The organism is Prosthecodimorpha hirschii, assembly GCF_001305515.1.
GTDB classification, from domain to species: Bacteria; Pseudomonadota; Alphaproteobacteria; order Rhizobiales; family Ancalomicrobiaceae; genus Prosthecodimorpha; species Prosthecodimorpha hirschii.
This window is the reverse complement of sequence record NZ_LJYW01000001.1, coordinates 4,153,854-4,173,913: the sequence shown is the minus strand read 5'-3', so window position 1 is coordinate 4,173,913 and position 20,060 is coordinate 4,153,854. Positions and strand designations below refer to the sequence as shown.

Sequence of the window (20,060 nt, the reverse complement as noted above, 5' to 3'; positions counted from 1 at the left end):
CCGGCGGCCGGCGCGGCGCCGGAGGCGGCCGGCCGGGACGCGCCCGGGCCGCCGCCCGCCGCTCCGGCCGGCGGGCGCATCTGCGGCGGCAGAGGGGTGGTCACGGGGCGGCGCGGCCGGTCCGGCCCGCGTCCGCCGCCCCCCTCGCCCCCGCCGCCCGGACCGACCGGTTCGCTCATGGCCGCCTCACTCGTCGATCTGGATGCGGCCGTCGGCCAGGATCATCCGACGGGCGTCGAACTGCTCCATGAGCGTCAGGTCGTGGGTCGCGATGACCACGGAGGTGCCGAGCCGGTTCAGTTCGACGAACAGGCGCAGCAGGCGGCGGGCGAGCGGCGGATCGACATTGCCGGTCGGCTCGTCGGCGAGCAGCACTTCCGGCTTGGTGATCAGCGCGCGGGCGATGGCGGCGCGCTGCTTCTCCCCGCCCGACAGCACCGGCGGCAGCACATGCATGCGCTCGCCGAGCCCGACCCAGTTCAGGAGATCGACCACGTCGGCGCGGTACTCGGCCTCCTCCCGCCCGACGACGCGCAGCGGCAGGGCGACATTCTCGTAGGTGGTCAGGTGGTCGAGCAGGCGGAAATCCTGGAACACGACGCCGATCCGGCGCCGGAGCTGCGGCAGGTCGGCGCGGCCGAGCCGCGAGGTCTCGTGGCCGAACACGGTGATCAGGCCCCGCGTCGGGCGGAGCGAGAGGAACAGGAGCCGCATCAGGCTGGTCTTGCCCGCCCCCGAAGGCCCGGTCAGGAACTGGAACGAACGCGGGGCGATCTCGAAGGTGAGATCGCGCAGCACCTCGGGACCCATCCCGTAGCGCAGGCCCACATTCTCAAACTTGATCACGTCCGGCCCTCCCGGGCATGCCGCAGATGGCCGATTCGGGGCACTCCCGATCCGCCATCATCCTATTCAAAACGCCGCCGGGGTGCCACGGGCCGGTCCGCGGCGTCGCGTTTCCGAAAACGCAAGGGTTATGCAGGCCTAATGCGGCGAAACCAGACCGTCCCCGAGGATTTCGGCCGCCAGAAGACCCATGCGGATCACCTGCCCGAACTGCGACACCAGCTATACCGTCCCGGCCGACAAGATCGGGGCGAAGGGACGGACCGTGCGCTGCGCGCGCTGCGGCCTGCGCTGGCACGCGACCCCGGCGGATGACGCCGCGGCGCAGGACCCCTGGCGCGACGGCGAGGCCTCGTTCCGCGCCGAGCCGGCGCCCGAACCCGCCGCCTTGCCGGAACGCCCCGCACCCGCGCGGAGCGAGGACGACCGCCCGTCGCCGCTCCAGCCCCGACCCGAGCGTCCGTCTCCGGACGACCTGGACCGCCCCGAACCGGATGTCCGCCCGCGCGGCGACGCGGCGCCGGCCGTCGACGAGACCGAGACCGAGACCGAACCACCCGCCCCGACGCCGACCCGGGCCGCAGAGACCGAGGATGCTGGGACCGATCTCGCGACGGTCGCCGACGGCCCGGCCGACCTCCCGGACGAGCCATCGGCCCGCGCTGCGCTCGTCCCGGTCGGAGCGGCACCCCGGCCCCCCGCGGGCGAGCGGGCATCCGATGCCGGCGGACGCGCGCCGGAACCGAGCGCGAAGGCCGACGGCCACGGCGATGTCGAAAGCCTCGCCAAGCGGCCGTCGATCCGGGTCAAGCGCCCGCAGAAGCGGCGCATCCGCCTGCCCAATCTCGACTATCGGGCCAGCTACACCGCCGCGAAGCCCTGGATCGGCCTTGGCCTGTTCGGCCTCGCCATCCTGCTGCCGCTCGTCACCATCGCGATGCGCTCCGCGATCGTGGAGGCCATGCCGAGCATGGCCGGGCTCTACCGGGCGATCGGCTTCGAGGTGAACCTGCGCGGCCTCGTCTTCCAGAAGATCGAGACCATCCGCGAACTGGAGAGCGGCCAGCCCGTGCTGGTCGTCGAGGGCGAGATCAGCAATCCGACCGATGCCGCCCGTCCCCTGCCCTCGATCCGGCTCGCCCTGCGCGGCGACGACCGGCAGGAAATCTACGCCTGGTCGGTCGATCCGAAGGCCACTTCGGTATCACCCGGTGCTAGCGTGCGCTTCCGAACCCGCCTCGCCGCCCCGCCCGACGATGCGCGCGACGTGCAGATCCGCTTTACCGAACGCAGGAGCCGGCAGGCAGCCCATCCATGAAGACATCCGATATCGAAGTCCTGTTTCCGGCCGAGGAAATCGCCGGACGCAATGCCGCTCTGGCCCGGGAGATCCACGACGCCGGCTATGTCGAGAACGTGCTGGTCGTGGCGGTGTTGAAGGGCAGCTTCGTCTTCGCCGCCGACCTGATCCGGGCGCTGCATTTCGCCGGCATCTCGCCGGAGGTGGATTTCATGTCGCTGTCGAGCTACCGGGAGGGCACCACCTCCTCGGGCGTGGTCACCGTGATCCGCGACATCGAGACCGCCGTGCAGGGCCGCAACGTCCTGCTGGTCGACGACATCCTGGAATCCGGCCGGACGCTGGCCTATGCCAAGCAGACCATCGCAGAGCGCGGCGCCGCCCGCGTCGGCGTCGCGGTGCTGCTCGACAAGCCGGGCAAGCGCGTCGCCCCCATCGAGGCCGATTTCGTCGGCTTCGTCTGCCCGGACAAGTTCGTGGTCGGCTACGGCATGGATGCCGGTCACGCCTTCCGCGAATTGCCGTTTATCGGGTATGTAAGGGAGGGGGACTGATTCGGCCGGCAAGGAGCGTCGCCATGGCGCGCATACTCCTCGTAGAGGACGACGATTCCGTGCGCGCTTTCGTCAAGCGCGCGCTGGAATTCGACGGGCATGCGGTCCTGCCCACCGAAGATGGCGCCACGGCGCTGGAGGTCCTGCGTCGCGAAAAGGGCGCCTTCGACCTGATCGTGTCCGATATCAAGATGCCGGTCATGGACGGGATCGCGCTGGCGCTGAATTCCGCGCGCGACTTCCCCGACCTGCCGCTCCTCTTGATGACCGGCTATGCCGATCAGCGCGAGCGCGCCCATGGGCTCGACCACCTGGTCCGCGACGTGGTCCTGAAGCCCTTCAGCCTGGCCGATATCCGCCGCGCGGTCGGCGCCGCACTGGCCCCGCCGGACGCCACGGTGGCGGTCGCCTGAGGGCGGCCGCATCGGCCGCCGGCCTTCTCCCCACCTGAGGGTGGCCGCATCGGCCGCCCCTTTCTCGCCTCCTGAGGGCGACCGCATCGGCCGCCCCCTTCTCCCCATCGACATGCGGTCCCCGGCCCGGGCAGGACGTGCCTCCGGTCAGGCCGAAAGCGGATCGGCATCCGACGGACGGGACTCCGGCGCATGGGCGTCCGGAGACGGCTGCGAGAGCTTCGGCGGCGCCTCGATCCGGAACCAGGCGACATAGAGGGCGGGCAGGAACAGCAAGGTCAGAACCGTGCCGACGATGATGCCGCCCATCATCGCATAGGCCATCGGACCCCAGAAGATTTCGCGCGAAATCGGAATGAGCGCGAAGCTGGCGGCCGCGGCCGTCAGCAGGATCGGCCGCATCCGGTGCTCGGTCGCGTCCCTGACCGCATTCCAGGCGTCCATGCCCTCGGTCCGCAAGGTCTCGATCTGGTCGACCAGGATGACCGAGTTGCGGATCAGGATCCCGATCAGCGCCAGCACGCCCAGGATCGCCACGAAGCCCATCGGCGCGCCGCTCGGCAGGAGCGCCGCGACCACGCCGATGATCGCCAGCGGGGCGACGGCGAAGACCAGGAACAGCCGGCTGAAGCTCTGCAACTGGATCATCAGGATCGTCGCCATGGTGAACAGCATCAACGGCGCGACGGCCGCGATCGGACCCTGGCTCTGGGCGCTCGCCTCGACGGAACCGCCGATCTCGATGCGATAGCCGGCGGGCAGCTTCGCCTTGAACGCCTCGACCTTCGGCTCGAGAGCCTGGACCACCGTGGCCGGTTGGATCGCATCCTTGATGCCGGCCTGGACCGTGATGGTCGGCACGCGCGACCGCGTCCAGACGACCGGCTGCTCGACCTCGTAACGGAAGGTCGCGACGGCGGCGAGCGGAACGGAACGACCGTCCGAGGTCGGCAGCTGCAGGCTCGCCAGCCCGTCCACCGAACTGCGTTCCGCGGCGACGGCCCGGCCGACGATGTCGATGAGGTAGACGTCGTCGCGCACCTGCGTGACCGTCGTCCCGCCGACGATCCCGTTCAGCAGGGAGGCGATCGTCTCCGACGAGATGCCCAGCTGCCGGGCGCGATCCTGCATCACGTCGACCTTCACGACACGCGCAGGTTCGCTCCAGTCGAAGATGATCTCGCCCAGATGCGGGTTGCTCGCCATGACGCTGCCGAATGCCATGGAGATCTCGCGGACCTTGCGGATGTCCGGCCCGCTGACCCGGTAGGCGACCGGACGCCCGACCGGGGGTCCGATATCCAGCAGCTTCACATAGGCATCCGTATTCGGGAACGTCTTCTGAAGATACTCCGTGAACTGCGTCTTCAGGCGGTCTCGCGCCTCGATGTCCTTGGCGATGATCACGGTCTGCGCAAAGGATGGACTGCTGGGCTGAACGTCGAAGGACAGCAGGAAGCGCTTGGCGCCTTCGCCGATATAGCTCGACCAACGAACGACGCCGTCGTTCCCGGTCAGCTGCTCCTGCTCGAAGCGCGCCACCTGGGCCGACGTCTCGGCGATCGCGGCGCTCTGCGGCAGGTTCCAGTCGACGATCAGCTCGGTTCTGTCCGACGAGGGGAAGAACTGCTGTTGCACGAACTGCATGCAGTAGACCGAGACCAGGAAGGTGACGAGCGTGCCGCCGATGGTCAGCCAGCGCCAGCGCATGCAGACATCGAGGACGGCTGCGAAGGCCACCCCGAACGGGCCCTTCGAGCCGTGATGCTGCTTCATCGTCTTGGGCAGGATGGCGACGCCCAGAAGCGGCGTGAACAGCACCGCGACGATCCACGACAGCACGAGCGACGTGGCGATGACCACGAACAGCGTGAAGGTGAACTCGCCGGCATTGCTGTTGTTCAATCCGACCGGGATGAAGCCCGCCACCGTGACCAGCGTGCCGGTCAGCATCGGAAAGGCCGTGGAGGTATAGACGTAGGTCGCCGCCTTCTTGAGGTCGTCCCCGGCCTCCAGCCGCGCGACCATCATCTCGACCGCGATCATCGCATCGTCGACCAGCAGGCCGAGCGCGATGATCAGGGCGCCGAGCGAGATGCGCTGCAGCGAGATGCCGGAATACTCCATGATGATGAACGTCATGGCGAGAACCAGCGGGATCGCGACCGCCACGACCAGGCCGGCGCGGACGCCCAGGCTGACGAAGCTGACCACGAGCACGATGGCCACGGCCTCGAACAGTGCCTTGGTGAAGCCGGACACCGCCTCTTCCACGACCTTCGGCTGATCGGAGACGAGGTGCACCGAGATGCCGACCGGCAGTTCGGCTTCGATCCGTTCGATCTCCGTCTCGAGGGCCTTGCCGAAGGCGAGGAGGTTGGCGCCGCTCTTCATGCCGACCGCCAGGCCGATGGCGGGCTGGCCGTTGTATCGGAACAGCGTGCTCGGCGGATCGGCATAGCCGCGCGTGATGGTCGCCACGTCGGACAGCCGGAAGAACCGGTCGTTGACGCGCAGATTGATGTTGCGCAGGCTTTCCTCGGAGGCGAACTGCCCGCTGACCCGCACGCTGACCCGTTCGGCCCCGGCCTGGATCACGCCCGAGGGCGTGACGGCATTCTGCGCCTGGAGGGTCTGGACCACGGTCGTCTGGGAGATGCCGTAGGCGGCGAGCTGCCGGGGCGAGAATTCCAGATAGATCACTTCGTCTTCGGCACCGACCAGATCGACCTTGCCGACATTGGTCACGGTCAGGATCTTGGCGCGCGCATCCTCGACATAGTCGCGCAATTCGCGCTGGCTGAAGCCATCCGCCGTGAAGGCATAGATGTTGCCGAACACGTCGCCGAAATCGTCGTTGAAAGCCGGCCCGACCACGCCGCTCGGCAGATCGGACTTGATGTCGTTGACGATGTTGCGCACCCGCGCCCAGACGGTCGGCACGTCCCGGCCCTTGGTCGTGTCGCGCAGATTGACGAAGATGATCGTCCGGCCCGCCACCGACATGCTGCGGGTATAGTCGAGCTGCGGCAGCTCCTCGAGCTTCTTCTCGATCCGCTCGGTGACCTGCTTGATGGTTTCCTCGACCGTGGCACCCGGCCAGGACGCGGAGATGATCATGGTCTTGATGGTGAAGGACGGATCCTCCTCCCGCCCGAGGTTCAGATAGGAAAAGAACCCCGCCAGCGAGAAGACCAGCATGAAATACCAGAGCAGCGACCGGTGGTTCAGGGCCCAGGCCGAGAGATTGAAGCCCTTCATCGCACCGCTCCGTCCATCTTGACCCTTTGCCCCTCGACGAGGCTGTGCACGCCGGCCGTGACCACCCGCTCGCCCTCCTTCAGACCTTCCAGCACGACCCATTGCCCGTCGGACGCCGGCCTGACCTTGACCGGTCGCGCCGTCACGCGATCGCCGTCCGCCGGCACGACCCAAACCGAGGTCTTGCCGTCCCGCTCCAGCACGGCGGTCTTCGGCAAGGCCAGGAAGGCGGCGTCTTCGCCTGGAAACGGCACGCTCACGATCGATCCGAGTCTGAAACTCTCGCCGGGAGCCTGCAGGGCGATCTTGACCCGGCGCGAACGGGTGGCCGCATCGGCGAGCGGAGCGACTTCGCGAACGACGCCGTCGGCCTGGATGCTGGGCTTCAGCTGCAGCGCGACCCGGAACGGCTCGCCGAGCGTCAGGCGGCCGGCCAGCGTGTCCGGCAGGTCGACGACGGCATCGCGCAGGTCCGGACTGGCGACCCTGACCACCCCCTGCCCGGCGGCGACGACCTGGCCGGCATTGGCCGAGACGGCCGTCACCACGCCATCGAACTCGGCAACCAGACGCGCGTAGCCGAGCTGCTCGTTCGCCTTCTCGAGCGCGGCCGCGGCCTGGACCGCCGCCGACCGGGCGGCCTGCAGAGACTCCTCGGCGGAATCGAGGTCGGCCTGGGACGCCGTGTTGGTCTGGCGCAGCAGCCGCTGCCGCGATTCCGCGCCGATGGCATTGGCGAGCGTCGCATTCGCCCCGGTCAGCGCCGCCTGGGCGGCATCGACGGATTTCTGCAGCACGGGCGTGTCCAGCGTGGCGAGGAGCATGCCCTTGGTCACCGTATCGCCGACATCGACGGGCCGGCTGACGATCCGGCCGAGGAGGCGGAAGCTGTGGTCGGTGCTGACCTGAGGCTGGACCACCCCGGTGAAGACCGGGGCCTGATCGCGGAACGGCTTGATCACGGTGAATTTCACCGGCCGGACCGGCGCCTCGGCCTTGTGATCCTCGGCCCCGCAGGCGGCGAGCGGCAGCATCAGTCCGGCGATGAGAAAGAGTCGGATCATCGGGATGCCGTCTCCTCTGCGATGGCGACAGTCTGTCCGGGCCGCAGCAGCTTGGTGCCGTCGACCACGATCTTCTCTCCCTCCGACAGGCCACCGTCCGCAATCACGGTATCGGCCCCATAGGAGCGGACGACGATGGCGCGCGGCGTGACGCTGCGGGTCGCGGGGTCGAGGACCCAGACGGCCGGCTTGCCGGCGTCGGCGGTGAGCGCGGCCGCCGGCAGCACGAAAACCAGCGGAGACGCGATGCGGCCCGTGCCGCTGACGGCCGCGCCGAGCGTCATGCGGGCGGGAACCTCGTCGAGGCCGATCTTGACGCGGACCGTTGCGGTTTGGGCATCGACGGTCGGCGCCACCTGGCGGACCGCCCCCTTGGCCATCACGGCGGGATCGGCAACCAGGCGCACGACGATCTCGACCGGCTCGGCGGCCTTGCCCTCCAGAAGCAGGCCTTCGTAGATGTCGAACAGCGCGTCGCGCGGCCCGTCCCAGGCGATCGAGAACATGGTGCTGGCCGCCTGTGCGGTCTCGCCGACATCGAGCAGCCGGGACGTGACGATGCCGTCCGCATCCGCCTTCAGCTCGGCAAAGGAGAGCGTCTCCTCGGCGCTGGCCAGCTGTGCACGTGCCGAATCGGCATTGGCCTGCGCAACCTTCATCGCCCGGTTGGCCTGGTCGAAATCGCGCCGCGTGGCGAAGCCCTGGGCGAACAGCGATTGCGACCGCTCGAAGGCCGCCGTCGTCTGGCGGACCTGCGCGTCGGCGGCCACGACGCCGGCCTGCGCCGACTGCACGTCGGCGGCCTGGGTGCGGGTATCGAGACGGGCCAGCACCTGGCCCTTTCGGACATGGTCGCCGACATCGACGAGCCGCTCCACGATCCGCCCGCTGGTGCGGAACGACGTGGCCGTCTCGGTGCGGGCGGCGATCGTCCCCGTCAGCGTCACCGTCTGATCGACATGGACAGGCCGGACGGCGGCGATGCGGACGGTGCGCGGCGGCGCCGAGCGGGCGGACGTGTCCGGCTGGCACGCCGCCAAAAGCGGGGCCGCGATGACGGACAGGCCGATCAACGCGTTTCGAAGGGTCACTGCCATCTTTCTCTCCGATCGGAATTCCGTCCGAAAGGTGCCGGCGCCGGAGATCACGGCGCCGGGCGTGCAAAAGTTTTGGAAACGGATAAGTTTCCGTATTGACAGAAACCGATCGGTTTCCAAATGTCAAGGGATGATGGACACACCCGCATCACCGCCTCGTGACAGGCGAAAATCCGGACGCCCGCCGGCCTTGTCCGATGCGGAGCGCCGGCAACGGATCCTGGCTGCCGCCGAGGAGCTGTTCTTCGCCAACGGCTACGCCGCGACCAGCATGGACGATGTGGCGCGCGCCTGCAGCATGTCGAAGAAGACGATCTACCTGTTCTTCGAGAACAAGCAGGCCCTGTTCTCGGAACTGATCGACGTGGCGATCGGTGCGCTCCCAAGATACATGGTGAATGGCGATGACCATGACATCGATGGGGCAGACGTTATCCGAAACGTCTTAACGGATTTGTCCGCGGTGCTGCTCAACCCGCGCCAGCTGGCTCTGGCCCGGCTGGTCATCGCCGAGGCCCCGCATTCGCCCGAGATGGCCGAGAGCATCGGCGATCGCGGCATCGATCAGGCCGAACAGATCCTCGTAGAGGTGCTCTCGAAGCTGCAAGAACGGGGAATGATCCGCGGACCTGTGGACCTGGAACTCGGCCAGATCCTGATCGGCGCCACGATCGGCGACTTCGCCTTCAAGACCCTGATCGCGCTCGAGCGGTCACCGACCGAGGCGGAAATCGCAGCCCGAATCGATCGCCTGATCGCGCTCCTGCGCGGCGGCGCCTTCGGCTTCGACGCCAAGACCGCAAGCCCGCGCTGAGCACCCCGTCGACGGCTCCGCGGGACCTCCAGCGGCCGCTACGGCTCCATCGCGTCGACGAAGGGCGCCCGCGACATCGGCACGGCGCCGTTGGCGGTGATCAGCACCTGCTGCTCGAGCTTGACGCCCTCCCGGCCGCCGACCGCGCCGATATAGCTTTCGACGCAGACGACCATGTTCTCCTCGAAATGGCCGTCGTAACCCCAGTCGGCATAGTCCTCCAGATAGGCGACCGTCGGGTATTCGTCGACGAAGCCGACGCCGTGGATCATCATCATGTAGCGGTTGGGCACATAGGCCTCGGGCACGGCCCAGCAGCGCTCGGAGAAGTCGCGGAAGCCGAGGCCCGGCCGGATCAGCTCGATATTGGTCAGCACCTGCTCCTGGGCGATCTCGTAGAGCGCGCGCTGGTCGGCGCTCGGACGCTTGTCCGGGCAGACGAAACTGCGCGAGATATCCGCGAGATAGCCGAACGGGCCGACCATGTCGGTATCGAAGGCGACGATGTCGCCGGCCTGGATCTCCCGGTTGCCGCATTCCTGGAACCAGGGATTGGTGCGCTCGCCCGAGGCGAGCAGGCGGCATTCGATCCATTCGCCGTCATGGGCGATGTTGGTCTCGTGCAGGATCGACCAGACTTGGTTCTCGGTCAGGCCCGGCCGCAAGGCCCGGCGGATGCGGTCGACCGCGATGTCGCAGACATCCATCGACAGCTGCAGGCACATGATCTCGTCCGGCGTCTTGATCATGCGCGCCTGTTCGAGCGGCTCCTGGGCGTCGTAGAGCCGGATGCCGGCATCGACCAGGCGCTGCGCGCCCCAGGGCTCGCAGCGGTCGACGGCGAGGCGGCGGTTGCCGGCGCCATGCTCGGCCATCAGGGCGATGATCTCGTTGGCCCACAGCGCGGTCTTCTCCTCGGTGCGCGGGCCGGCCAGGAAGTAGAACCAGGGGATCGAGGTGCGCAGGTCGTCGATCGTGTCGAGGCCCTCGGTCAGGTGGCGGGTGGTGCCGAATTCGAACATCACCACCGGCCCGTCGGTCGCCACGAAGACGTAGCGGCCGGGGGCGTGCATGGTCCAGACCGCCATGTTGCGCGAGCCGGTGGCGTAGCGGATGTTCATAGGATCGCTGAGCAGCGCGCCGGCATAGTCGCGCTTGGCCAGTTCGCGCCGCAGCCGGGCCAGCCGGTCCTTGCGCAGCCGCGCCTCGTCGATCTCGGCGATCCGCGCCCGGATGTCGAGCCCGAGCGGCGCCGCCTCGACCGGCTCCGTCGCCGCATCGAGAAGCACCGGTTCGTTCAGCGGACGGTTCAGCGCGGCATCGCGAATGCGGCTCATGGCGGCGGCTCCCGGATTGGACGGGACCAGTGTGGCGGCGCCCGCGCCGGCCCGCATGACCGGTTGCGTCGGCTCGATGTCGCCGAAACGACAAGCCCCGGCGGATAGATGCCGGGACGTGCGGGTCCCTCACTCGCTCCTGAGCAGCCGCTCCAGATAGTCGAGTTCGAATTGCGGGCGCGCGTTCTCGCCGAGGCGGCGGCGGATATCCTCCAGGATGCGGCGGGCGCGCTGCACGTCGATCTCGTCCGGCACCTTGACGGTGTTGGAATAGTCCGGACCGTCATGGCGGCGCGGGCGGCCGAGCGGGTCGTCGTTCATCGACGACTGGCCTTCCGGCCCGACGCCGGGCTGGCCCTGTCCCTGGCTCTGGGCGAGCTGGTCGGCGAGTTCGCGCGCGCCCTGGCGCATCGCGTCGAGGGCGCGGCCCTGAGCGTCGGTGGCCTGACCGGTGCGGCCCTGGCCGAGCGATTCGCCGGCCTCGCCCATGGCCTCGTCGGCCTCGCCGAGCGGCCCCTCGCCCTGCCCTTGCGCCTGACCCTGGCCCTGGCCGCGTTCGCCCTGCTGGCCGCGACCCGGCTGGCGGCCCTGCTGCCCCTGGCGACCCTGCTGGCCCTGCTTGCCTTCCTGGCCCTGCCGGCCCATGCCCTGCTGCTGCATCTTGTCCTGCAATTCGCGCAGGGCCTGCTGCAATTCCTTCTGCTTGTCGCGCAGCTCGCGCATGGCCTGGGCGAATTCCTCGGGCGTCATGGGCTTTTCGCCCTGCTGCTGCCCGCGGCGGCTCTGGCTCTGGCGGTTGCGCGGATCGGCGCGATGGGTCCGGTCCATCAACTGCTGCTGGCGCTGGATCATCTCGCCGAGGCGGTCGAGCGCCTCCGAGGTCTCGTTCTGCTCGCCCTGCTGCCCCTGCTGCGGCCGGCCGGCCTGCAGGTTCTCGAGCATCTGCTGCAATTGCGACAGCATCTGCTTGGCGGCGTCGCGCGAACCGGTCCGGGCGAGATCCTCGATCCGGTTCAGCATCCGGTCGAGATCCTGCTTGCGCATGGTGCGCTGGTTCGGGTCGGTCGGCAGGCGGGCCTGCGGATTCTGCTGCGCGCGCTGGGCCAGTTCGCGCAGATAGCGGTCGAGCGCCTCGCGCAATTCCTGCGTCAGCTTGGCGATCTCCTGCTCGGAGGCACCGTTCTCCAGCGCCTTCTTGAGCGCCTCCTGGGCGTCGCGCAGCGCCTTCTCGGCGGCCGACAGGTCGCCGTCCTCGATGCCGAGCGCGACGGCCCACATCAGATCGAGCGCGGCCTTCAGGTCGTCGTCGGTGCGCGCATTGATCAGCGTCCGATGGACCATCCGCATGCCGAGATAGTCGGCCGCCTTCTCGTAGAACTTCTCCGGCGCGATCATCAGCGCATCGACGGCGTCGGTCACCCGCGGCGCCCGATTGGCGTCGAGCGCGAGCATGCGCCGCTGCTCGACGAGCGCGCGCGCCAGCGGCTTGGTGAAGGCCTTGGCCGGCAGCTTGAATTCGGTCGGCGCCGAGCGCCCCTCCTTGCCGGCGTCGTCGCGGGCGACCAGCACCATGCGGACGGTCGCCCCCGCCCAGGGATGGTTGGCGAGATCGCGGAAGGTCTGCGCCTGGCCGGTCTTCGCGCGGCCCTGCGGCAGGGTGAGCGGGAATTCGGGCGGGCCGACCAGCGGGCGCACCGCCTGCGCGGTCGACGCGATCTTGAAGCTGTCGGCGGCCGGCTCGAACTGCGCCTCGGCGGCGGCGACGCCGTAATCGTCGGAGACCTCGTAGGCGAGCTTGACGGCGCCGGTGCGCTGCACCTCGGGCCGGTCCAGAAGGCGGATGGTCGGTGCCTGGTCGGGGTCGACCGAGAAGCGCCACTCGGCGGCCGCGCGATCGCCGCGCGCGACCGTCACGGTCGCCGCCTCGGCCAGCGCATGCTCGAAATCCGCCGGCACCTCGGGGCTCCTCTCCCCGGGCCGGGCGGCCGCCTTGACGACGGCGCCGTCCTTGGCGTCGGGCTCCTTGCGGGCGACGGCAACGATGCCCTTGGCGGTCTTGACCGAAACCGCAACCTCCGCGCCGGTGCGGCCTGAGGACGGCGCGCGGACCACGATGACGCTGCCTTCCGGCACGCGGATCGACCCGTCCGGCTCGGTCGCCGGCGGGGTCTCGCCGGTCAGGTAGACCGGTGCGCGGCCGGTATAGGCGGGCGGGGTGACCCAGGCATCGAGCCGGGCCGGCGCCACGGCGGGCAGGCCCGCGCCCGAGAAGGCGGCCGTGATCCGCGGGACCCGCTCGCCCGCGCCGGTGAACAGCGAGACGAACACGATCAGCCCGAGGCTGGTGCGGAGCGCGTAGCGGTCGCGTCGGGCGAGCCCGGGATGCGGCAGGCCGGCATCCATCCGGTCGAGACTGCGCGACAGGCGGGCGCGATGGGCGGCCCAGAGCGCCTGCGCGACGGCGTCGGCCTGCGGCGGCAGCCTGTCCTCCCAGGCCGCGAGCGGGCGATGACGATAGCCGGAGACGGTTTCGACGCGGGCGAGCGCGCGATCGCGGCTCGGCAGGCGGAAACCGCGGAAGGCGAGCAGGGAGGCCAGCAGCGCGACGCCGAACAGGCCGACCAGCGACAGCCGAACGGCATCCGGCACGGCGAGCCACAGACCCAGCCAGGAGACGGCGACGAAGGCGGCCAGCACGCCGGCCGGCCAGGCGAGCCGGGGCCAGAGATCCTCCCAAAGCAGCGCGAGGCGCGCGCGCCGGACCGCGACGGCAATGCGGCGATCGAGGCTGTCGGAATGGACTTCGGATCCGGCCGGGCGGCCGCCGTCACGGGCTTGGTCTTCGGTCGGGCGCGTCGTCAACGACCTCTCCTCGCTTGGGGCCCCTCGCCCCAGTCTCCCCCCGGTCCGATCCCATCGGCCGGCGCTCCCCCGAGCGCCGCCGGCTCACGAAAATGTTCCACACTTGGGCGTCCGCGTCCACCGACCCGGCCGCCGCGCGGGCTCACGATCCCGGCATGACCGGCGGCTGACCTTGGCTGGGAGACGGGGGCCGAACGAGATCATGGGCTTGCCGGCCGGCGCCGGTCCGCGCGGCCCGTCGCCCGTCTTGCCGTCATCGGACCAGCCTGTAGGCTGCGGCTCCGGCCCTGCGGAAACCAGAGAGGTCCCCATGCGAATCGCCCTTGCCGTCGCCCTCATCCTGTCGGCGCCGCCGCTCGCCCTTGCCGCGGAGGCCAAGCCGCCCCGCACGGCGGAAGGCACCATCCTGTCCTTCGAATGCGGCGACAACTGCTACCTGACCATCCGCAGCGGCGGCCGCAAGCTGACCGGGCTGTGCACCGCCAAGGCCTGCGAGCCCTGGAACGACGAAACGCAGATCCCGAAAAAGCTGATCGGAAAGGCCGTCCGCGTCACCATCACGCAGGGCAAGCAGGTCGACGGCGAAGGCAACGTCATGGGCGAGACCGACGCCTTCTCGAAAATCGAATTCAAGTAAGTCCCCGGGGCGAGAAGGCGCGGACCGGCGCCGGCCGGCCCGGCCTGTGCCGCGCCGACTCCTGCCGGGCCTGTCCAGGCCGGCTCCGCCCGCCCGGCTCACTCGTCTTCGGGCTTGTGGATTCGCGGCCCGAGCAGGGGATCGAGGACGAAATCCCGCTTCGGCTTGACCGGCTCGCTGGATTTCGGACCCGACAGGGCGACCTCGGAATTCGGCGGCTGATCGGGCGTGAATTGCGGCTCCCCGCGCCGGCCGCAGGCGCCGAGGCTGAGGGCCGCGACGAGAAGGGCCGCGAGAGCGAGGGCCGGTCGGGCGTGGCGCATGGCTTCGGAACTCGGACGACAGGTCTGGGACGGGCGACGCGGCGGATCATAGACCAGACCATGATGCATTTCGACGGAAACGCATCATGCCGGCTGCGCTTTCGGCGGATGCTGCTCAGCGTGCGCCATCGCCCCTCAGGCGGGCAAGCCAGCCGGCGGCCTCGCGCGCGACATTGTCCGGTGCGGTCCCGCCGAAGCTCGTCCGGCTGACGACCGAGCGTTCGACCGTCAGCACCGAATAGACTTCGTCGGTGATGCCGGCATGGATCGCCTGCATTTCGGCGAGCGTCACCTGATCCAGCCCGACCTCGCGCGACGAGGCCAGCGCGACGATGCGGCCGGTCACGTGATGGGCCTCGCGGAACGGGATGCCGAGCCGGCGGACCAGCCAGTCGGCAAGGTCGGTCGCGGTGGCGTAGCCGGAACCGGCGGCGGCCTTGAGCACGGCCGGATCGGGCTGCAGGTCGCGGATCATGCCGGTCATGGCGGCGAGCGCGAGGGAGAGCGATTCGAGCCCGTCGAAGATCTGTTCCTTGTCCTCCTGCATGTCCTTCGAATAGGTCAGCGGCAGGCCCTTCATGATCATGGTCAGCGCATTGAGCGACCCGACGATGCGGCCCGTCTTGGCGCGCACCAGTTCGGCCGCATCCGGATTGCGCTTCTGCGGCATGATCGACGAGCCGGTCGTGAACTTGTCGGAGAGCTTCACGAAGCGGAACTGGGCGGAGGTCCAGATGACGATCTCTTCGGCCAGCCGCGACAGGTGCATGGCGGCGATCGAGGCCGCCGACAGCGCCTCGAGCGCGAAATCGCGGTCGGCGACGCTGTCGAGCGAATTGGCGGTCGGCCGGTCGAAGCCGAGCGCGGCGGCGGTCCGATGGCGGTCGATCGGGAAGGAGGTGCCGGCCAGAGCGGCCGCGCCGAGCGGGCATTCGTTGAGCCGGGCGCGGGCATCGCGCATCCGGCCGCGGTCGCGGGCCAGCATCTCGACATAGGCCAGCATGTGGTGCCCGAAGGTCACCGGCTGGGCCGACTGCAGATGCGTGAAGCCCGGCATCACGGTGCCGGCATGTTCGGCCGCGCGCTCGGCGAGCGCGGTCATCAGATCGGCGATCTGGCCGTCGATATGGTCGAGCGTGTCGCGCACCCAGAGCTTGATGTCGACGGCGACCTGGTCGTTGCGCGAGCGCGCCGTGTGCAGGCGGCCGGCCGCCGGCCCGATCAGTTCGGCGAGCCGGGATTCCACGTTCATGTGGATGTCCTCGAGGCTGCGCTTGAATTCGAAGGTGCCGCTCTCGATCTCTGACAGGATCGTGTCTAGACCGGCCGCGATCTTCTCGGCATCGTCCGCGGCAATGATGCCCTGGGCCGCCAGCATGGCCGCATGGGCCTTGGAGCCGCGGATGTCCTGGGCATAGAGCTTCTTGTCGAAGCCGATGGAAGCGTTGATCTCCTCCATGACCGCATCGGGTCCGCTCGAAAACCGTCCGCCCCACATGCGATTAGACATGGATCCACCTCGATTGGCCGTGACCGGCCGCCCCATGCGGGCGCCGGACGTGAATTCCGGATGATGCGATGACCGAATCCCCGAAGACATCCCCGAAGATGCTGGCCCTGGTGACCGGAGCGCTCGCGGCCGGCGCGGCGCTCGTGGTCGGGGCGATATACGGGATCGGAGGCTTCGAGCGCAACGCCACGGCGGAGGCCGGATGCGCGCAATCGACCGCGGCGGCGGGCCGGATCACGCCGCTCGCCCGCGGCCATGTCGCCTCGCTGATCCCGGCCGCGAGCCCGCTCTCCGTCGCCGACCTGACCTTCACCGGGCCGGACGGGCAGCCGATGCGGCTTTCCGACTTCCGCGGCCGCACGGTGCTGCTCAATCTCTGGGCGACCTGGTGCGTGCCCTGCCGGCTGGAAATGCCGGCGCTCGACCGGCTGCAGGGCCAGCTCGGCTCGAAGGATTTCCAGGTCGTCGCGGTCAATCTCGACACCAAGGACCCGGACAAGCCGAAGCGCTTCCTGCAGGATACCAAGATCGAAAAGCTCGGCTGGTATGCCGATCCGAGCATCGGCCTGTTCAAGACCCTGCAGCAGCGCGGCCGCTCGCGCGGCATGCCGACCACCATGCTGGTCGGGCCGGACGGCTGCGAGATCGGCACCATGAACGGACCGGCCGAATGGGATCATGCCGATGCGGTCCGGCTGATCACGGCCGCCATGACGCCGTGAGGCGCGACGCCCTCAATGTCGGATAGCAGGCCGGTGCTCGTCACACCGTAACGTCAAGGAGTGCGCCCGGCTGGCCGGCAGCGGCCGTCAGGATCTCAAGATTATCCTGAGCAGACTGAAGCAGATCGGCCACAGCCTTGCCGCTCTCGGCATTGTCCTTGATCATCTTCGCGGCGATGATATCCGCTCGGGATACTGTCTTCGCGACGCTCATCGTGGTCGCGAGCGAAACCATATCCATCGGCTGAGCCCCATGAAGGGGGCGAGGGCACGCAAAACCTTCGATCCCCGCCGAGGCAGACCATCGCAGATCCTCGTAAACGAAATCTTTCGGCGCTGCGATGCGCGATTATTTTTTGTGGCCGGGCCGGCACGGGCTCGCCTCCAGGCCGGCCGCAGCGGCCAGCCGCCGCTTCTCGTCGAGGCCGAGATCGGTCCAGGGCCGCCGTTCGAGCGCAGCTGCCATGCCGTAGAGCGCGTTCAGCGTCACCCGCCGTCCGAAGGCGAAGCGCAGCCGGCGGAAGGCGTCGACGGCCCCGATCGCGGCGAGATCGGCCTCCGAGCGGATGCCGACCTCGGCCAGCCAGCGCTCCATGGCCGGGCCGAGATTGGGCATTTCGGCGATCCGCCGTCCGCCCGAACCGCCTTCGGCCTCCGTCCTGTCGTGCCCCATCCGGACCTCCATTGCGAGAAGGCCTTCCATGTCAGACGCTGCGGACGGATCGCGTCAGGAGCCCGTTTGGGCGTCGGTCGAGACCGCCGTCAGGCCAGGCCGCCGGCGGCGACCACGAAGGCCTCGACCTCGGCGACGCCCTGGCCGGTCTTGATGTTGGTGAACACGAAGGGCCGGCTGCCGCGCATCCGGCGCGCATCGCGCTCCATCACGTCGAGCGAGGCGCCGACCATCGGCGCGAGATCGATCTTGTTGATGACCAGGAGATCGGAGCGGGTGATGCCCGGACCGCCCTTCGACGGGATCTTCTCGCCCGCCGCCACGTCGATGACATAGATGGTGATGTCGGCCAGTTCCGGCGAAAAGGTCGCGGCCAGATTGTCGCCGCCGGATTCGATCAGGATCAGGTCGAGATCGGGGAAGCGGGCGCGCATCTCGGCGACGGCGGCGAGATTGATCGAGGCATCCTCGCGGATGGCGGTATGCGGGCAGCCGCCCGTCTCCACGCCCATGATCCGCTCGGCCGGCAGGGCGCCGGAGCGGACCAGATAGTCGGCGTCCCACTTGGTGTAGATGTCGTTGGTGATCGCGGCGAGATCGAAGCGGCTCTTCAGGCTCTTGCACAGCGCATCCATCAACGCCGTCTTGCCGGACCCGACCGGTCCGCCGATGCCGACGCGCAGCGGGCCGTGGGGAGATTTCACCGCCGGACGGGCGGTCGCGGGAGCGGCGACGGTCATGAGCGGAACAGCCTCGTATACTGGGTTTCGTGTTTCATGCTGGCGATGTCGGCCCGGACCGCCGCCCCGCCGAGATCGTCCAGGCCGGCCGCGAGGCCTTCCACCGCCACCTCTGCGATGACCGGGCCGAGGCGGCGCAGGATGCGCAGGCCGTCGGTCTGGCCGAGCGGGATGGCGCGCACGCCGGCCGAAATGACATTGGCGGCGAAGGCCTGCAGGGTCGCCGGCAGCGCGTCGGAAAGCGCGATGCCATGCGCGGCCGACGCCGTCGCGACGGCGACCGCGTAGGTCCACGGCACCGTGCCGAAGCGCGCCTGCAGCGTGGCGACCAGGGCCGCCATGGCGTCGTGCGGCCAGGCATCGGTGACCGCCTTGACGAAGGCCGCACCCTGCTGGCTCGCCTCCAGCCGGCGCTCACGGGTCGGCTGCAGGGCCGCGGCGAGCTCGACGATCTCCGCCAGGGTGGCGACATCACTGCCGGCGGCGGCCCGCCAGGCGGCGGCAAACAGGATGGCGTCGTTGCGGCCGGCACCGTGGCGCAGCACGTCGGCGAGCCAGGCCTCGAGATCCGCCGCGGTTGCGACGCTGCCGTCCTCGATCGCCCATTCCAGCCCGTGCGAATAGGTGAAGCCGCCGACCGGAAAGGCCGGCGACAGCCAGACCATCAGATCGAGCAGGCCGGCCGACGCGGCACGCGACGTCCCGTCCGGAGCCGTCGCCGCCACATCGACGGCGCCTCCGACCGGCGCATCCTCCGACGACGCGGCCCGAATGCCGCCGTCAGCCATGCCGATGGCCGTGCCGTTCGCCGGCATGGGCGTGATCGTGGTCGTGGTGATGGTCGTGGGCATGCCCGCAGCCGCAGCCGGGGCCGTGCTCATGGTCGTGCCCGTGGGCATGCTCGTGCCCGTGCTCATGGTCGTGCCCGTGGGCATGCTCGTGCCCGTGGGCATGGTCGTGCCCATGAGCGTGCTCGTGCCCATGAGCGTGCTCGTGCCCGTGGTCGTGATCATGGGCATGCGCCGGCCCATGATCATGGTTCTGATGCGCATGGCCGTGCGCATCCGCGTGGGCGTGGGCGTGATCATGGGCATGATCATGCCCGCAGCCGCAGCCGCAGCCCGGGCCGTGCTCGTGATGGTGCCCATGCCCTTGGTCGTGCCCATGATCGTGATCGTGACCGTGGGCGTGGTGGCCATGGTCGTGATGCCCATGGTCGTGATGGTGGTCGTGGCCGCAGTCCGGGCCGTGGACATGCTCGGCCTCGCGCGCGGCCCGGGCGGCCTGGCGCTGGCGGCGGCGTTCCAGCGCGGCGGCCATCTCGGCATCGTCCACCGGCGCAATCGTCGCAGCCGCGGCGGTGGCGGTGGCCGTGGCGGCGGCCGATGCCGCGACCGGGCGCGGCGCATGGTCGTGCGCCAGGGTATGGCCGTGGCCATAGGCACCGCCCTCCGGCGCGAAGGCCTCGGTGACGAAGCGGACCGCCCCGGCGCCGAGCTTCTTCAGCATCTCGACCAGCACATAGTCGTCGCGGATGCGGATCGCGCCGGGCCGGATCTCCGCCGGGGTATGCCGGTTGCCGAGATGCCAGGCGATCCGGGCGAGCAGGTGGGCGTCCTCGGCGGCCACCTCGGCCAGCCGTTCCGGCTTGGCGACGACCGCCACCACCCGGCCGTCCTCGAGCAGGAAGCCGTCGCCCTCGACCAGCGACGGCGTTTCGGCGAGATCGACATGGAACAGCGTGCCGCTCCGGCCGGTCATGGTCAGCCGGCGCCGGCTGCGGTCCTCGTAGTCGAGCTCGACGCTGTCGGCGACGGACGACGCCGGATAGGTCCCGGCGGCAACGGTGGCATTGGCGCGGATCATGGAAGGGTTCCCGATGCTGGCAGTCGGCGCGCGGCCGACGG

Annotated in this window: 19 protein-coding genes; 6 read left to right on the top strand and 13 right to left on the bottom strand. The window is 69.5% G+C overall.

From position 1 onward, the window contains the following. Positions 1-186: 186 nt before the first annotated feature. Positions 187-846 carry a cell division ATP-binding protein FtsE gene (gene ftsE, locus ABB55_RS18335; RefSeq protein WP_054360092.1) on the bottom strand — a complete coding sequence of 220 codons (660 nt, stop codon included), beginning with the start codon at positions 844-846 and terminating at the stop codon, positions 187-189. 190 nt (positions 847-1,036) lie between these two features. Here ftsE and ABB55_RS18330 point away from each other — a divergent pair, with 190 nt between their 5' ends. The 3 genes from ABB55_RS18330 to ABB55_RS18320 are packed head-to-tail and all read left to right on the top strand — an operon-like array spanning position 1,037 to position 3,113. Continuing rightward, entirely contained in the window at positions 1,037-2,164 is a 1,128-nt protein-coding gene (locus ABB55_RS18330; protein ID WP_054360091.1) for an MJ0042-type zinc finger domain-containing protein, read from the top strand. After that, positions 2,161-2,700 carry a hypoxanthine phosphoribosyltransferase gene (gene hpt, locus ABB55_RS18325; RefSeq protein WP_054360090.1) on the top strand — a complete coding sequence of 180 codons (540 nt, stop codon included), beginning with the start codon at positions 2,161-2,163 and terminating at the stop codon, positions 2,698-2,700. Before ABB55_RS18330 ends, hpt begins: the two co-directional genes overlap by 4 nt. Before the next feature lie 23 nt (positions 2,701-2,723). Next, complete coding sequence (locus ABB55_RS18320) at positions 2,724-3,113, top strand: response regulator (RefSeq protein WP_054360089.1); 390 nt, start codon at positions 2,724-2,726, stop codon at positions 3,111-3,113. Positions 3,114-3,260: 147 nt separating this feature from the next. On the opposite strand, the gene ABB55_RS18315 is transcribed toward ABB55_RS18320, so the two are convergent. The 3 genes from ABB55_RS18315 to ABB55_RS18305 are packed head-to-tail and all read right to left on the bottom strand — an operon-like array spanning position 3,261 to position 8,535. Continuing rightward, a complete protein-coding gene (locus ABB55_RS18315) occupies positions 3,261-6,374 on the bottom strand; it encodes an efflux RND transporter permease subunit (RefSeq protein WP_054360088.1) in 3,114 nt (1,037 codons plus the stop codon). Beyond that, positions 6,371-7,438, bottom strand: a complete 1,068-nt coding sequence (locus tag ABB55_RS18310) for an efflux RND transporter periplasmic adaptor subunit (RefSeq protein ID WP_054360087.1) — start codon at positions 7,436-7,438, stop codon at positions 6,371-6,373. Before ABB55_RS18310 ends, ABB55_RS18315 begins: the two co-directional genes overlap by 4 nt. Next, positions 7,435-8,535 carry an efflux RND transporter periplasmic adaptor subunit gene (locus ABB55_RS18305; protein WP_083463732.1) on the bottom strand — a complete coding sequence of 367 codons (1,101 nt, stop codon included), beginning with the start codon at positions 8,533-8,535 and terminating at the stop codon, positions 7,435-7,437. Before ABB55_RS18305 ends, ABB55_RS18310 begins: the two co-directional genes overlap by 4 nt. Before the next feature lie 190 nt (positions 8,536-8,725). Here ABB55_RS18305 and ABB55_RS18300 point away from each other — a divergent pair, with 190 nt between their 5' ends. Beyond that, positions 8,726-9,349, top strand: coding sequence for a TetR/AcrR family transcriptional regulator (locus tag ABB55_RS18300; RefSeq protein WP_054360085.1), 624 nt, complete (start codon positions 8,726-8,728; stop codon positions 9,347-9,349). A 38-nt stretch (positions 9,350-9,387) separates the two neighbouring features. Here the strand turns inward: ABB55_RS18300 and ABB55_RS18295 are convergent, their stop codons facing one another. Together ABB55_RS18295 and ABB55_RS18290 are read right to left on the bottom strand one after the other, a co-directional pair. Next, positions 9,388-10,686, bottom strand: a complete 1,299-nt coding sequence (locus ABB55_RS18295; protein ID WP_054362155.1) for a M24 family metallopeptidase — start codon at positions 10,684-10,686, stop codon at positions 9,388-9,390. A gap of 129 nt (positions 10,687-10,815) precedes the next feature. Continuing rightward, positions 10,816-13,548, bottom strand: a complete 2,733-nt coding sequence (locus ABB55_RS18290) for a TIGR02302 family protein (protein WP_054360084.1) — start codon at positions 13,546-13,548, stop codon at positions 10,816-10,818. 310 nt (positions 13,549-13,858) lie between these two features. On the opposite strand from ABB55_RS18290, the gene ABB55_RS18285 reads away from it, so the two are divergent. Then, entirely contained in the window at positions 13,859-14,185 is a 327-nt protein-coding gene (locus ABB55_RS18285; RefSeq protein WP_054360083.1) for a hypothetical protein, read from the top strand. Positions 14,186-14,283: 98 nt separating this feature from the next. On the opposite strand, the gene ABB55_RS18280 is transcribed toward ABB55_RS18285, so the two are convergent. Beyond that, entirely contained in the window at positions 14,284-14,508 is a 225-nt protein-coding gene (locus ABB55_RS18280) for a hypothetical protein (protein ID WP_152982096.1), read from the bottom strand. A gap of 115 nt (positions 14,509-14,623) precedes the next feature. Continuing rightward, positions 14,624-16,018, bottom strand: a complete 1,395-nt coding sequence (argH, locus tag ABB55_RS18275) for an argininosuccinate lyase (protein WP_054360081.1) — start codon at positions 16,016-16,018, stop codon at positions 14,624-14,626. Between the two features lie 68 nt (positions 16,019-16,086). Here argH and tlpA point away from each other — a divergent pair, with 68 nt between their 5' ends. Continuing rightward, on the top strand, positions 16,087-16,740 hold the full coding sequence (gene tlpA / locus ABB55_RS18270; RefSeq protein WP_054360080.1) for a thiol:disulfide interchange protein TlpA: 654 nt from the start codon (positions 16,087-16,089) through the stop codon (positions 16,738-16,740). 40 nt (positions 16,741-16,780) lie between these two features. Here tlpA and ABB55_RS18265 read toward each other — a convergent pair whose 3' ends face one another. The 5 genes from ABB55_RS18265 to ABB55_RS18245 form a co-directional block, all read right to left on the bottom strand. Next, positions 16,781-16,981: a hypothetical protein gene (locus ABB55_RS18265; protein WP_152982095.1), complete on the bottom strand. Its 201-nt coding sequence runs from the start codon at positions 16,979-16,981 to the stop codon at positions 16,781-16,783. Between the two features lie 108 nt (positions 16,982-17,089). Continuing rightward, complete coding sequence (locus ABB55_RS18260) at positions 17,090-17,413, bottom strand: TfoX/Sxy family protein (RefSeq protein ID WP_160321264.1); 324 nt, start codon at positions 17,411-17,413, stop codon at positions 17,090-17,092. A gap of 89 nt (positions 17,414-17,502) precedes the next feature. After that, positions 17,503-18,117, bottom strand: a complete 615-nt coding sequence (gene ureG, locus ABB55_RS18255; RefSeq protein ID WP_140939872.1) for an urease accessory protein UreG — start codon at positions 18,115-18,117, stop codon at positions 17,503-17,505. A gap of 32 nt (positions 18,118-18,149) precedes the next feature. Next, a complete protein-coding gene (locus ABB55_RS18250) occupies positions 18,150-19,004 on the bottom strand; it encodes an urease accessory protein UreF (RefSeq protein ID WP_244472071.1) in 855 nt (284 codons plus the stop codon). Next, positions 18,934-20,019: an urease accessory protein UreE gene (locus ABB55_RS18245; protein WP_054360076.1), complete on the bottom strand. Its 1,086-nt coding sequence runs from the start codon at positions 20,017-20,019 to the stop codon at positions 18,934-18,936. The genes ABB55_RS18250 and ABB55_RS18245 overlap by 71 nt, the downstream gene beginning before the upstream one ends. Positions 20,020-20,060 lie beyond the last annotated feature (41 nt).